Source organism: Plantibacter auratus (assembly GCF_050587365.1).
In the GTDB taxonomy this organism is placed as follows: domain Bacteria; phylum Actinomycetota; class Actinomycetes; order Actinomycetales; family Microbacteriaceae; genus Plantibacter; species Plantibacter auratus.
Genome location: NZ_JBOBFV010000001.1, coordinates 1,307,598 through 1,320,537 on the forward strand (window position 1 = coordinate 1,307,598; position 12,940 = coordinate 1,320,537).

A 12,940-nucleotide genomic window follows, 5' to 3' on the forward strand; every position below is an offset into this window, starting at 1 on the left:
GCCGCGTCGCCCCCGGTGTTCCCGTCAACCCGTGCCGAACCGCAGGCGCTGACCGGGCCGGAGTTGCGCCAGGAGGTCGCGGTCCGCGGCGCGCACGACCGCGATGACCGGATACCCGCCGGTGACGGGGTGGTCGGCCGACAGGATCGTCGGCAGACCGCTCGGCGGCACCTGGACCGCCCCGGCGACCATGCCCTCACTCGGCAGTTCACGACCGGGATCGAGTCGCTCGAGCGGCGTCCCGTCGAGGCGCATCCCGATGCGGTCGGCGTCGGCCGTCACGCTCCACGACTGCTCGACGAGACGCTGCAGGGAGGCGGCGTCGAACCAGTCCCGGCGGGGTCCGGGCGAGACCCGTATGAGCCGCTCCCCGGCGTCCGGCCGCGTCCAGGGGGCGATGTCGAGCGGAGGGACGCGGCGGCGCGGGGTGGGGAGGACGACGAGTCGATCGCCGCCGACGACCGGTGCCGGGCCGAGGCCGGCCAGGGTGTCGGTCGACCGCGAGCCGAGGAGCTCCGGACCGTCGAAGCCGCCCCGGACCGCGAGGACGTACCGCAGCCCGTGCGTCGCCGCACCGAGCTTGAGCCGGGAGCCGGCCGGCACCCGCACGGCGCGATGCCCGTCGACGGGACGACCGTCCACGGCGATCGGTCCCCACGCGCCGGTCACGGCGATCCACAGGTCCACGTCGGGGACGGCCACGAACGGGCCCAGGACGACCTCGAGCGCCGCACGGCCCTCCGGGTTGCCGACGAGACGGTTGGCGAGGCGCAGGGCACCGCGGTCGAGCGCGCCGGACGGGCTCACCCCGAGGGCCGCGGCACCCGGTCGGCCCAGGTCCTGCACGGTGGTCGCCGGTCCAGCAGCCTCCACCAGCAGTGTCCCGCCCATCATGCGGGGACCTGTGCGAACCGAACCCGACCGCCGGGGACGAGGAGGGCTGGTGGATCCGCTGCGTCGTCCCACAGCACGGCGTCCGTCGTCCCGATGATGCGCCACCCGCCCGGGGAGGCTCGCGGGTAGACGCCGCTGAACGTCCCAGCGAGCGCCACCGAACCGGCGGGGACGGTCGTCCGCGGCACGTTCAGGCGCGGGATCTCGAGCTGCGGGCCGATCGTCTCGTCCTCCCGCTCCGACACGAGGTAGGCGAACCCCGGCGCGAAGCCGCTGAAGGCGACGGTCCATGCGTGAGCGGTGTGCCAGGCGATGAGACCGTCGGCGTCCATGCCGAGCAACGCCGCGGTCTCGGCGAGGTCCTGGCCGTCGTAGCGGACGTGGATGACGGTGTCCGACCGTCTCCCCGCCTCGTCGACAGCGCCGGTCGAGCCTCCCGCGCCGGGCGCGAGCACCCGTTCCCCGGTCGCGAGCAACCAGGCCCCCACCGCGGCGAGCGCCGGGCCCCGCGCGTCCGTCACGGCGAGCACGGTCCGGGCGGCCGGGACGAGGTCGACCAACCCCGCCGGGCGTGAAGCGGCGAGCGCCCGGTGCACGAGCAGGACGTCCTCGAGCGATGCGAGTTCGAGGAGTACGGCCTCCTCCCCCATCGCTCGGAGCACGGGTCCGGTGGAGGTGTCCGCGTTCACCACGGCGCGACCAGTTCGACGCCGGCGTCCAGCAGGGCGGCCCTGACCGCCGTGGCGAGCGACACGGCCCCCGGGGTGTCGCCGTGCACGCAGAGCGAGACCGCGTCGAGTTCCACGTCGGCACCGACGACGCTGGTGATGCGTCGGTCGAGAGCGAGGGAGACGGCCCGGCGGACGGCCACCGTCTCATCGGTGACCAATGCCCCGGGCGCGTCGCGCGGGACGAGCGAACCGTCGGAGCGGTAGCCGCGGTCGACGAAGGCCTCCGCGACGAAGCGGAGTCCGGCGGCGAGGGTCTCCTGTTCGATCACGGAGCCGGGCATCCCGAGCACGGGAAGTGGTCGCCCGAGCTCCTCGGCGGCCGCGACCACCGCTCGGACGACCGCCCGCGCCTGCACCCGGTCGTGCGCGATCCGGTTGTAGAGGGCGCCGTGCGGCTTCACGTAGGCGAGCCGTGCGCCGACCCCGTCGGCCTCGCCGACCTCGTCGACCGCTCGCTGCAGGGCGCGGAGCTGCTCCAGGACATCGGCCTCGAGCACCTCGGCCGGTACGTCCTGGTCGCGGCGCCCGAAGCCCGCCTCATCCCGGTAGGACGGGTGGGCGCCCAGCGACACCCCGTGGGCCGTCGAGCGGCGGACGGCGTCGCGCATGGATACGGCGTCCCCGGCGTGGAAGCCGCAAGCGATGTTCGCGCTCGTGATCAGGGCGAACATGGCGTCGTCGTCGGCGGTCGGCACACCGCGCCAGACCTCGCCGAGGTCGCTGTTGAGGTCCACCTGCGCCACGGCCGCACCCCTTCCGCTCCGCCTCCCGCCACTGCGGGAAAGTCTAGGGTGGGGGTATGGACGAGGCACAGGTACGACTCGGCGTCAGCGGATACCTGGCCAGGATCGAGGCCGACCGCTTCGTGCCGGGCACCTATCAGCTGGTGGTCGATGGCACGCCGCAGTCGCACGTCAACCTCGATCAGCCCGAGGAGCTCTTCTTCGAGTACATCCAGCGGATCGGTCACATCATCGACGAGATCGCCGACCCCGGTCAGCCGATCACGGCGGTGCACCTCGGTGCCGGCGCGCTCACCCTCCCCCGCTACGTGGAGGCGACGAGGCCGGGCTCGCGGCAGCAGGTCGTCGAACTCGAGCGCGAACTGATCGATCTCGTGCGCGAGCACCTCCCCTGGTCGAAGCGCGCCCAGATCCGCGTCCGATACGGCGACGCCCGCGAGATCGTCGCGAAGCTGCCGCCAGGCCTGCGGGGCACCGTCGACCTCGTGGTCGTCGACATCTTCAGCGGCGCCAACACGCCGGCCCATGTCACGAGCACGGAGTTCTACGCCTCAGCGGTCGAGCTGCTGTCGCCGACCGGCGTCATCGTCGTGAACGTCGCCGACGGCCGCGGACTGGCGTTCGCCCGCGGACAGGCCGCGACGCTCGCCGACTCCGTGTCGCACGTCGCCGCCCTCGCGGAGACGCAGATCCTCAAGGGCCGCCGCTTCGGCAACGTCGTCCTCGTCGGTTCGAACACCGCCCTCCCACTCGACTTCCTGCCGAGGCTCCTCGCGGCCGGACCCCACCCCGCCAAGGCGGTGGCGGGCGCCGAGCTGCGCGCCTTCATCGCGGGCGCGCAGGTCGTGACGGACACGACCGCCGTCCCCTCCCCGAACCCCGCCCAGGGCATCTTCCAGACGAAGGGCTGACCATGGCCACCACGCAGACGCCGCGACGACGGTGCCTGCGTGCGCCCGCCTCGCTCACCACCCTGCTCGCCGCCGCCGCCCTGGCGCTCGTGGCCTGCACCGACGGGGAGCCACGATCACCGGGTACGGCCTCCCTTTCACCTTCCCCCGCGCCGAGCGCGTCCGCGTCGACGCCTACATCCGCGGTCCCCACCGGACCGGTCGCCCCGACCGGTGAGGCCTCCACGGTCGTCGGCGGCCTCGACGCGCCCTGGTCGATGGTCCGACTCGCCTCGGGCAGCACGCTGGTGAGCCAGCGCGACGCGGGCGACGTCCTCGAGGTCGTCAGCGGCGGCGCGGTGCGGCAGGTCGGCGTGGTCCCCGGGGTGGCCGCGGGAGGCGAGGGCGGCCTGCTCGGGCTCGCCGTCCTCACGCCGGCGGGATCGGAGACCGCGGGAACCTGGCTCTACGCCTACCTGACGACGTCGTCCGACAACCGCATCGTGCGGTTCCCGCTCACGGGAGCGGCCGGGTCGTACGCGCTGGGCGGCGTCGAGGAGGTCCTCGTCGGCATCCCCCGAGCCGGGAACCACAACGGCGGACGCATCGCGTTCGGACCGGACGGCATGCTCTACGCCACCGCGGGTGACGCCGGTGACCGCAGCCTGGCTCAGGACGTGGACAGCCTCGGCGGGAAGATCCTGCGGCTCACACCCGATGGCGCGGTGCCGGGCGACAACCCCTTCCCGGGGTCGCCCGTCTTCTCCCTCGGCCATCGCAACCCGCAGGGCATCGCGTGGGATCGCGACGGCGGCCTGTGGGCGAGCGAGTTCGGGCAGAACACCTGGGACGAGCTCAACCGGATCACCCCCGGTGGCAACTACGGATGGCCGGTCGCCGAGGGCGTCGCCGGAGCCCAGGGCATGATCGACCCGGTCGCGCAGTGGGCCACGGAGGACGCGAGCCCGAGCGGTCTCGCGATCGTCGACGACACGATCTTCATGGCCTCGCTCCGCGGCGAGCGCCTGTACGGCATCACCGACGGCGTGCACGTGCCGGCGGGGAGCAGCGCGCTCGTGGGCGTGATCGACGCGGTGCCCTACCTCGTCGGCGAGTTCGGACGGATCCGCGACGTCGTGGCCGGCCCGCCGGGGACCGCCTGGATCCTCACGAACAACACCGACGGCCGCGGTTCGCCCGGAACCGAGGACGACCGGATCGTCGAACTCCCCCTCGCCCCGCTCGCGGCCCGCTGAGGACTCACCGCCACACCTGTGGGTCATCCCGCTCCTGCGGTCCGGTGTCGGTCGCCGGGAGTACCATCCAGGCATGGCAGAACTCAGTCGGGTCACGGCGTGGGCACAGGCGCTCATCGTGCTGCACCTCGACCCGACGGTCTGGACCTTCGGCTTCGACAACGCCAAGCGACGCGCCGGCCTGTGCAACTTCACGACGAAGCGGATCACCGTCTCGCGCTATCTCGCGGCACGCTACGACGACGACGAGATCCACCAGATCCTTCTCCACGAGGTCGCGCACGCCCTCGCCGGGGCGCGCGCCGGGCACGGACCCAAGTGGCGCAAGGTCGCCGAGGAGATCGGCTACGAGGGCTCGCGGCTCCACGAGGGCCAGACGGCCGACGAACTCGCCCCGTGGGTCGGCACCTGCCCCTCGGGCCATGTCCTCTACCGGCACCGGCGCCCGAGCCGGGCGACCTCCTGCGGCAAGTGCTCGCGCTCGTGGGACGAACGCTTCCTCCTCAGCTGGGTGCACCGGGAGGTCACGCCGGCCATGCGGCGTCGGGCGGCCGCGTTCGACGGCTCCACCTCGCCTGAGCCAGGCATCGGGTCATGACCGGCGGCGCGGTTCCCGCCGGCAGCTGGATCGCACTCCTGCGCGGGGTCAACGTCGGCGGCGTCACGATCCGCTCCGCCGACCTCGCCGAGGTGTTCCGGTCGGCCGGGTTCTCGGGAGTCCGCACCGTCCTCGCGAGCGGCAACGTCGTCTTCGACGACCCCGAGCACCAGCCTGGCGAGACCGCGGACGATGCACGTGGTGCGCTGAAACGGCGCATCGAGCGGTCGCTCGCGGAGGCCTTCGGCTACGAGGCGTGGATCGTGCTCACGCATCAGCGCGCACTCGCCGACGTCATCGAGGCCTACCCTTGGCCGGAGGCCGAGCAGGTCCAGCCGTACGTCATGTTCTCCTCCGAGCAGGGCTCACTCGACGCCCTGCTCGCGTTCTCGACGGAGACCGGGGAGCAGCCCGACCGCGTCGCATCCGGCGACGGCGTCCTCTACTGGGAGGTTCCGAAGGGGTCGAGCACCGACACCGCCTTCGCGAAGGAGTCCTCGAAGGCCCGGTTCAAGCCGCACCTCACCACGCGCAACCTGCGGACGCTGCGCAAGCTCCTCTGAGCAGGCTGTTCCGCGGCGCCGGCGCAAGCCCCTGCGAGGCGCTCCACGGTGGCGTACGCTGAATTGATCAGCCAGCTGCACAATTCTGGAGGCATGCGTCATGACCGGCACCGATTCACCCACCACCGCGGACCGCGTCCGGCAGATCGCCGTCGCCGTCAGTGCGGTCCTCGCGATCATCGGCTCCTACATCGGGTCGGGAGCCGCCGGGGGCACGCAGGTCCAGAACGCGGCGAACGGCGCGTTGAGCGCCTCGTCGACGCCGATCGCACCGGACGGGCCCGCGTTCTCCATCTGGAGCGTCATCTACCTCGGGCTCGTCGCCTACGCGGTCTGGCAGTTCCTGCCCTCGCAGACGACCCGTGAGCGCCACCGTCGTCTCGGCTACTGGGTCGTGGCGAGCCTGCTGCTGAACGCGGCGTGGATCCTCGTGGTGCAGGCGGGCTTCCTGATCCTGAGCGTGTTCGTGATCATCGCCCTCCTCGGTGTCTTGGCCCGCATCTTCGTGATCGTGCTCCGGACCAAGCCGTCCGGCGTGGTCGACGCCATCATCACGGACGGCACGATGGGCCTCTACCTCGGATGGGTGTGCGTCGCGACGGCGGCGAACATCACCGCTGCGCTCGTCGGATCCGGGATCGGGAGCGCGGACGGTCCGGCCGCCGGTGTCTGGGCGATCATCGTCCTCGCGGTCGCCGGCGCGGTCGGGATCCTGCTCGCAGTCGTCGGCCGTGGACGGATCGCCCCCATGCTGTCGCTCTGCTGGGGGCTCGCGTGGGTGGCCGTGGGCCGCTTCACCGGCGAACTGCTGTCGACCGAAGCCGGGGTCACGGCGCTGATCGTCGCGGTCGTGGTGGCCGTCGTCACCGTGGCCGTCCGCGTCTCGCGGGGACGCGACCGAGCAGCGCTCGTCGACGCCTGACGCTCCGCCCGCTCGACGGCCGCGGCGCTACTCGCCGGTGCGGCCGTCGAGCTGTTCGCGGAGGACGTCGATGTGCCCGAGATGCCGGGCCGTCTCCTCGATCATGTGGAGCTCGATCCACCGCAGCGTGAACCGCTGGTCGTTGCCGAGGCAGACATCGTCGAGCTGATACCGCGACGCCACCTCGCGGGACTCCGCACAGGCCGCCTCGTAGTCGGCGATGATCTCGGCCAGGCTGTCGTCGGCCGTCACGCGCCATTCGCCGTCGGGGTCGTCGTCGGTCCACCGTGCCGGGACGTCCGACTGCCCGTCCATGTCCTCGCGGAACCAGCTGCGCTCGACATCGGCGAGGTGTCGGATGACGCCCGAGACGGTCGTGATGCTCGGCAACAGTCGCTTGGCCGCGAGCTCGTCGGTGAGTCCGCGTGCCTTCCAGACGATGCTGGCGCGCTGCAGATTGAGGAAGCCCTCGATCGTCTCGCGCTCGCCCCCGCGCTCAGGCGGCTGCGGGCGGTCGCCCCAGTCGGCCATCAGTCGACGACCTCGACCTCGTTCCCGAAGGCGACGTAGCCGGAGAAGTCCTTGCCGACCCGGTCGAACGCGGTCGGATACGGAGTGGGGTACGACCAGGCCACATCGGGCTTGACCTCGCCGCCGTCGGTGATGCCCCAGTATTGGGCGTCGCCCTTCCACGGGCAGTGGTACTGGGTGTCGGTCTCGACGAAGCGCTCGCGGTTGAGGCTCGACGGCGGGAAGTACCAGTTGCCCTCGATCTTGATGAGCTCCGATTCGGGGGCTTCGGCGAGGACGGTGGTTCCGAGGAGTGCGCGCATGCGCCGAGACTACGCCCGGAACACGGCTCCGTCCAGGACCGGGACGACGCTTGACACGTCGACCTCGCGTGCCGCCTGGACGTGCTGTGTGGCACCCGCCTGCGCGAGCTGCTGGGCGGTGGCGGACGCGGACAGCAGGTGCCCGACGCCGTTGCGCAGGCCCTCGTACGCGGCGGCAGCGGCGGCGGCCTCCGGTGAGGTGAAGTCGATACCGCGGAGTCCCAGCGCCTCGATCACGGCACCGGCCCCGAAGAGGTCCTCGACGGCGAACCGGGTCTCGGCCGTGTCGTCGAGTTCACCGACCGCGATGACGACGATGCTCGTACGCCGGCCGAGCTCGGCCTGCTTCGCGATGATCCAGTCCGCGACCGCCGACCGGTTGCGCAGGCACCCGGCGACGACCGTCGCACCCGCGTCGGCGAGGAGCGTGGCGATCTGCGCCGTCTCACCGCGGTCGTCCAACTCGGCGACGGCGACGGTCTCCCCGCCGCTCACGCGCTGCTCGACGGAGGTCGTCGCGTGGAGGACGTCCACGACGACCGCGACGTCCGCCGTCTCGACCCGCCGGGCTCCTGCGACGCCCCAGTCGAACCTGACCTGGTACTTGGTCTGGGCGAACGGCGGGTGGACGGGCGGCGGTGTGGCGGCTGCGGTACTCACCCGTTCATCGTATCCAGGCGCACCCACCCACCCCACGACTGTTGCGTCCGAAGACCTCCGTGGGGGTGGTCGCCAGCGCGGTGCGCTGACGCGAGCGCGGGTCATCGGACGTGAGCGCGGGCCTCCGGAGGGGCGCGCTCACGCGCCAGACCCGCGGTGACGTCAGCGCACCGCGCTGGCGCACGGGCAGGAGGGGTTCAGCGGGAGGCGGTGGGGAAACGACGGTCGTCGGGGTGGGGCGGACGCATCTCGTTCCGGATGAGCTCGAAATCGTGACGACTGAGCTCGAGGAACCCCCGACGGAGCTGGACACCCCAGTTCCGGGTGAAGCTCGTGAAGTCGAGGAGCGCGAGCATCGGACGGATGGGCGCCTCGACCGCGTCCGGGTACCAGTCGACACTCCGCCGCCAGGGCCGCCAATCGGCACCGTCCGGTCGCGGCACGGCCGCTTGGTAGACGGTGTCGTCGGAGACCCGCCCGATCGCGGTGAACGCCTTGAGCGGCTCGCCGTCCGGGGTGCTGACCCGCGGCGAGTAGTACACGAAGCCGTCGGACTCGCGCATCTGGTCGAGACCGCCGCGCTGCCCGTGGTTGATCTGCACGAAGCCGTGACGGACGCCGAGGACGACGTGATCCCGCTGGATCACGCCCAGCCAGTACCGGATCGCCATAGGCACAGTCTTCCCTACCGGCGCACCCCCTGCAGCCGCCGAGCCGCACATGCGACACTGAGGCATGCGCGTGATGCTGAAACTCGTCCTGGACTGTGATGTCGACGTCGCCTGGCGGGCACTCCGCTCCCCGGCCGTCCTGCGGGAGCTCTACAGCCCCGTCATGGGACTCGAGGCGCTCGACGCCGACGGGTTCCCGACCATCTGGGAGCCAGGGGCGCACCGCGTCCGTGTGAAGGCCGCCGGCGCGATCCCGGTCGGTGACCAGATCATCGACCTCGAGTTCATCGAGCGCCGCGACGGCACCCGCATCCTCCACGACCAGGGCGACCCGGTCAGCGGGCCGCTCAGCAAGCTCGCCGGGTGGGACCACCAGATGGCGGTCGCCCGCGACAAGCACGACCCGACGAAGACCCTGTACCGCGACCGACTCGTGATCACCGGCGCGATCGCCCCGCTCTACTGGTACCCGCTGTGGGCGACGTGGCAGTGGCGCGGTGCCCGCATCAAGGCGCTCGCGCCGAGCTGGGCCTACGACCCGCCGCTCCCCGGCGACGAGGAGGACGACGAGGTCGGCGCGACGGTCGAGGGCGCCATCTGACGCCTCGCCGTCCGGAGGCCCGACCAGCCGTGCGTCAGCGCTGAGCCGCCTCGCCCCAGTGCGTCGACTCACCCGCGGGTGCGACCCTGCGCGGCACACCCGTGGCCGACGACCGCAGCACCTCGGGCAGGAACCGGTCCGGCATGTTCTGGAACGCGACCGGCCGCAGGAAACGGGTGATCGCGGCCGTCCCCACCGAGGTGCTCGAGTCGTTCGTCGTCGCCGGCCACGGTCCGCCGTGCTGCATGGCGGGCGTGACGGCGACCCCGGTGGGCCAACCGCCGAACAGCACTCGGCCGGCGTGCGCCGAGAGCTGCTGGACGAGCTCGACGAGGTCGTCGCTCGTCTCGTCGGCACCGGCGTGCAGGGTGGCCGTCAGGTTGCCCTCGCAGAACTCCGGCACGAGGGGCGCGAACGCCGTACCGGCCGGGACCTCGACGAGGATCGACAACGGACCGAAGGTCTCGTCGAGCAGGGCGTCCCGACCGGCCCGCAGCGCGTCGAGTGAGACCGCGACGATCGTGGGGGTCGCCCAGCCGTCGCCGTCCTCGCCGACCCGCAGCGACCCCTCGGCGATGACCCGCACGCCGTCGGTGCCGAGGATGGCGTCTCGCCTCGCCTCGTACCCGGCCGTGATGCGGTCGTTCAGGAGTCGGTGCTCGGGGACCGCGGCAGCAGCCTCACGGATCGACTCGTCGAGCCCCGCGCCGTCCGGCAGGTAGACGAAGCCGGGCTTCGTGCACAGCTGACCCGCCGAGCCCGCGACACTCGTGACGAATCCTGTCGCGATGGCCGTCGCGGACTCGTCGAGGGCGGTCTGCGTCACGAACACGGGGTTGACGCTGCCGAGCTCGCCGAAGAACGGGATCGGGACGGGCCGTGCCGCCGCGAGGTCCGCGAGGATCCGGCCGGCCCGGAGGGAGCCCGTGAAGGAACCGGCCCGGACGCGCTCGTCCTGCAGCGCGACGACGCCGACTTCCTGGCCGATGATCGTCTGGAACACGCCGTCAGGAGCCCCGGACGCCCGGAGCGCGGCCTCGACGACGGCCGCCGTCGCGAGCGAGAGCCGCGGGTGCCCGTCGTGCACCTTGAGGATCACCGGGCATCCGGCCGCGAGGATCGACGCGGTGTCACCACCGGCGACGGAGAAGGCGAAGGGGAAGTTGCTCGCCGCGAAGTTCACGACCGGGCCGAGCGGCACGAGGACGCGGCGGAGTTCCGGGCGCGCGCCGAGAGCGAAGTCCGGGTCGGCCTCGTCGATCCGGACGTCGAGGTAGGAACCGTCGACGATCGTCTCCGCGAAGAGCCGCAGTTGCACGGCGGTGCGACGGAGCTCGCCTCGGAGCCGCGCCTCGGCGAGCCCCGTCTCGACCATGCCGACCGGGACGAGCTCGTCCGCGTGGGCCTGCAGGGCGTCGGCGACGGCGACGAGCGCTCGCGCACGGGCGTCCGCCGGCGTCGCGGCCCACGCGGGTGCCGCCGCGGCGGCTCCCCGGAGGACCTCCTCGAGCTGCTCGGGGGTGGTATCGGCGATGGTGGCGTCGGGGGCTGGCGTGGTCGTCATGTGATCCTCCAAGATCGTGGTGCGGTTCAGAACTGGAAGCCGGTCGGGAACGGATCGGCGGGGTCGAGGAGGTAGGAGCCGCTTCCGGTGACCCAGGCCCGACCGGAGATGGTCGGGATGACGGCCGGCCGGCCGGCCACCGTCGTCTCGGCGATCAGCCGGCCGGTGAACCGGCTGCCGATGAAGGACTCGTTGACGAAGTCCTGGTCGAGCGGCAGCTCACCGCGGGCCCAGAGCTCGGCCATGCGCGCCGAGGTGCCGGTGCCACATGGCGAGCGGTCGAACCACCCCGGGAAGATGGCCATGGCATGCCGGGACAGCACGGCGTCGGATCCCGGCGCGATGAACTCGACGTGGTGGCAGTGGTCGAGCCCGGCGATCTCGGGGTGCACGGGCGGCGCCTGCTCGTTGATCGCCGCCATGATCCGCAGGCCCGCGTCGAGGATGTCCTGCTGGCGGTCGCGGTCGAAGGGCAGGCCGACGTCGTCGAGGTCGACCATCGCGTAGAAGTTGCCGCCGAAGGCGAGGCTGTAGGGCACGGTGCCGAGGCCGGGCACCTCGATCGTGGCGTCGAGGCGGTCGACGTAGCTCGGGACGTTCTCGATCGTCACGCGGTCGGCGTGCCCGTCGCTGACGTCGACCCGCGCGATCACGAGTCCGGCGGGGGTGTCGAGCCGGATCGTCGTGACCGGCTCGACCACCTCCACCATGCCGGTCTCCACGAGGACCGTCGCGACCCCGATGGTGCCGTGCCCGCACATCGGCAGGCAGCCGGACACCTCGATGTACACGACGCCCCAGTCGCAGTCCGCACGCGTGGACGGCTGCAGGATCGCCCCGCTCATCGCCGCGTGACCGCGGGGCTCGTTCATGAGGAAGAGCCGCAGGTCGTCGAGGTGCTCCATGAAGTGGAGGCGCTTCTCGTTCATGGTCGCGCCGGGGATCACGCCGACCCCGCCGGTGACGACGCGGGTCGGCATGCCCTCGGTGTGCGAGTCGACCGCACTGATCATGCGGGAGGACTTCATGGTGTGCCTCTCAGGACTGGTGGTCGTGGTCGGGGTGTCGCGTCGGCCGCCAGGCTCAGCGTGCCGCGAGGTAGTCGAGCGCGCGACGCGTCTGCGTCGTGACCTGCTCCGTCTGGAGCGCGTTCAGCGGACCGCGCGGCGGACGCGTCGGACCACCGTAGCTCTCGCCGGCGATGTCGATCGACAGCTTGATGGCCTGGACGAACTCCGTCTTCGAGTCCCACCCGAAGACGGGCACGAGCTCGCGGTAGAGGGTGCGGGCCTCGTCGACGCGACCCGAGGTGACGAGCGTATACAGCTCGACGGCCTCGCGCGGAAAGGCGTTCGGGTAGCCGGCGAACCAGCCGACCGCGCCGGCGACGAGGGACTCGAAGAGGAGGTCGTCCGCCCCCGCGATGACGTCGAGGTCGGTCTTGTCCTGGATCTCGAGCACCCGACGGATGTCGGCCGAGAACTCCTTCACGGCGACCACGTGCTCGAGCTTGGCGAGCTCGACGAGCAGGTCGGGCGTGAGGTCGACCTTGGTGTCGATGGGGTTGTTGTAGGCCATGATCGGCAGGCCGACCTCGTCCACGCGGCTGTAGTGCTCGATGACCTCGTCGTCGTTCGCCCGGTAGATGGTGGGCGGCAGGAGCAGGACGCCGTCCGCGCCGTCCTCCTTCGCGTACTCGGCCCACTGCTGGGCCTGGTGCCAGCCGACGCCGTGCACCCCGGCGACGACGAGGCCGCGGTCGCCGACGGTGTCGACCGCGACCTGGATGACCTTGCGACGCTCGGCGTCCGTCAGCGACGAGTACTCACCGAGCGAGCCGTTCGGGCCGACGCCGCGGCAACCGTTCTCGATGAGCCAGTTGCAGTGCTCGGCGAAGCGGTCGTAGTCGACGGCGAGGCCTGCGGGCGCCGAGGCGTCCTCCTTGAACGCGAGGGTGGTCGCGACGATGACGCCGCCGAGGTCGAACTGCTTGGCCATGGGTGGTTCCTTTCCG

At 71.9% G+C, this 12,940-nt stretch carries 16 protein-coding genes; 6 read left to right on the forward strand and 10 right to left on the reverse strand.

All coding sequences use genetic code 11. The features are described from left to right. Positions 1–24: 24 nt before the first annotated feature. Genes ACQ3HE_RS06100 through ACQ3HE_RS06110 form a run of 3 tightly spaced genes read right to left on the reverse strand, consistent with a single transcriptional unit; the run spans position 25 to position 2,368 of the window. A complete protein-coding gene (locus tag ACQ3HE_RS06100; RefSeq protein ID WP_430891685.1) occupies positions 25–894 on the reverse strand; it encodes a 5-oxoprolinase subunit C family protein in 870 nt (289 codons plus the stop codon). Continuing rightward, positions 891–1,586 carry a 5-oxoprolinase subunit B family protein gene (locus ACQ3HE_RS06105; protein WP_430891686.1) on the reverse strand — a complete coding sequence of 232 codons (696 nt, stop codon included), beginning with the start codon at positions 1,584–1,586 and terminating at the stop codon, positions 891–893. The genes ACQ3HE_RS06100 and ACQ3HE_RS06105 overlap by 4 nt, the downstream gene beginning before the upstream one ends. Then, the gene (locus ACQ3HE_RS06110) at positions 1,580–2,368 is read right to left on the reverse strand and encodes a LamB/YcsF family protein (RefSeq protein WP_430891687.1); all 789 of its coding nucleotides are present in this window, start codon (positions 2,366–2,368) and stop codon (positions 1,580–1,582) included. Before ACQ3HE_RS06110 ends, ACQ3HE_RS06105 begins: the two co-directional genes overlap by 7 nt. A 56-nt stretch (positions 2,369–2,424) precedes the next feature. On the opposite strand from ACQ3HE_RS06110, the gene ACQ3HE_RS06115 reads away from it, so the two are divergent. The 5 genes from ACQ3HE_RS06115 (at position 2,425) to ACQ3HE_RS06135 (ending at position 6,597) form a co-directional block, all read left to right on the forward strand. Then, positions 2,425–3,279 (forward strand): spermidine synthase, encoded by an 855-nt coding sequence (locus ACQ3HE_RS06115; protein ID WP_071259566.1) that lies wholly within the window; start codon positions 2,425–2,427, stop codon positions 3,277–3,279. 2 nt (positions 3,280–3,281) lie between these two features. Then, positions 3,282–4,514 (forward strand): PQQ-dependent sugar dehydrogenase, encoded by a 1,233-nt coding sequence (locus tag ACQ3HE_RS06120; protein WP_430891688.1) that lies wholly within the window; start codon positions 3,282–3,284, stop codon positions 4,512–4,514. Between the two features lie 73 nt (positions 4,515–4,587). Beyond that, the gene (locus ACQ3HE_RS06125) at positions 4,588–5,112 is read left to right on the forward strand and encodes a SprT-like domain-containing protein (RefSeq protein ID WP_079705233.1); all 525 of its coding nucleotides are present in this window, start codon (positions 4,588–4,590) and stop codon (positions 5,110–5,112) included. Next, the gene (locus tag ACQ3HE_RS06130; RefSeq protein WP_430891689.1) at positions 5,109–5,675 is read left to right on the forward strand and encodes a DUF1697 domain-containing protein; all 567 of its coding nucleotides are present in this window, start codon (positions 5,109–5,111) and stop codon (positions 5,673–5,675) included. Before ACQ3HE_RS06125 ends, ACQ3HE_RS06130 begins: the two co-directional genes overlap by 4 nt. A gap of 100 nt (positions 5,676–5,775) precedes the next feature. Then, the gene (locus tag ACQ3HE_RS06135) at positions 5,776–6,597 is read left to right on the forward strand and encodes a TspO/MBR family protein (RefSeq protein WP_430891690.1); all 822 of its coding nucleotides are present in this window, start codon (positions 5,776–5,778) and stop codon (positions 6,595–6,597) included. Positions 6,598–6,624: 27 nt separating this feature from the next. Here the strand turns inward: ACQ3HE_RS06135 and ACQ3HE_RS06140 are convergent, their stop codons facing one another. The 4 genes from ACQ3HE_RS06140 to ACQ3HE_RS06155 all read right to left on the reverse strand — a co-directional run bounded on the left by ACQ3HE_RS06140 (position 6,625) and on the right by ACQ3HE_RS06155 (position 8,761). Next, positions 6,625–7,128 carry a DinB family protein gene (locus ACQ3HE_RS06140; RefSeq protein ID WP_430891691.1) on the reverse strand — a complete coding sequence of 168 codons (504 nt, stop codon included), beginning with the start codon at positions 7,126–7,128 and terminating at the stop codon, positions 6,625–6,627. After that, complete coding sequence (locus tag ACQ3HE_RS06145; protein ID WP_124768789.1) at positions 7,128–7,430, reverse strand: DUF427 domain-containing protein; 303 nt, start codon at positions 7,428–7,430, stop codon at positions 7,128–7,130. Before ACQ3HE_RS06145 ends, ACQ3HE_RS06140 begins: the two co-directional genes overlap by 1 nt. 9 nt (positions 7,431–7,439) lie before the next feature. Further along, entirely contained in the window at positions 7,440–8,090 is a 651-nt protein-coding gene (locus ACQ3HE_RS06150) for a 2-phosphosulfolactate phosphatase (RefSeq protein WP_430891692.1), read from the reverse strand. Positions 8,091–8,287: 197 nt separating this feature from the next. Next, on the reverse strand, positions 8,288–8,761 hold the full coding sequence (locus ACQ3HE_RS06155) for an EVE domain-containing protein (protein ID WP_079705228.1): 474 nt from the start codon (positions 8,759–8,761) through the stop codon (positions 8,288–8,290). A 73-nt stretch (positions 8,762–8,834) separates the two neighbouring features. Between ACQ3HE_RS06155 and ACQ3HE_RS06160 the strand changes: the two genes are divergently transcribed. Beyond that, positions 8,835–9,362: a hypothetical protein gene (locus ACQ3HE_RS06160; protein WP_229940281.1), complete on the forward strand. Its 528-nt coding sequence runs from the start codon at positions 8,835–8,837 to the stop codon at positions 9,360–9,362. A 34-nt stretch (positions 9,363–9,396) separates the two neighbouring features. Here the strand turns inward: ACQ3HE_RS06160 and ACQ3HE_RS06165 are convergent, their stop codons facing one another. From ACQ3HE_RS06165 to ACQ3HE_RS06175, 3 genes are read right to left on the reverse strand one after another with little or no spacing between them, the layout of a single operon-like run. Next, entirely contained in the window at positions 9,397–10,926 is a 1,530-nt protein-coding gene (locus tag ACQ3HE_RS06165; protein WP_430891693.1) for an aldehyde dehydrogenase (NADP(+)), read from the reverse strand. 26 nt (positions 10,927–10,952) lie between these two features. Then, positions 10,953–11,954, reverse strand: a complete 1,002-nt coding sequence (locus ACQ3HE_RS06170; RefSeq protein WP_430891694.1) for a proline racemase family protein — start codon at positions 11,952–11,954, stop codon at positions 10,953–10,955. A gap of 55 nt (positions 11,955–12,009) precedes the next feature. Further along, positions 12,010–12,924, reverse strand: coding sequence for a dihydrodipicolinate synthase family protein (locus ACQ3HE_RS06175; RefSeq protein ID WP_064294275.1), 915 nt, complete (start codon positions 12,922–12,924; stop codon positions 12,010–12,012). Positions 12,925–12,940: the final 16 nt, after the last annotated feature.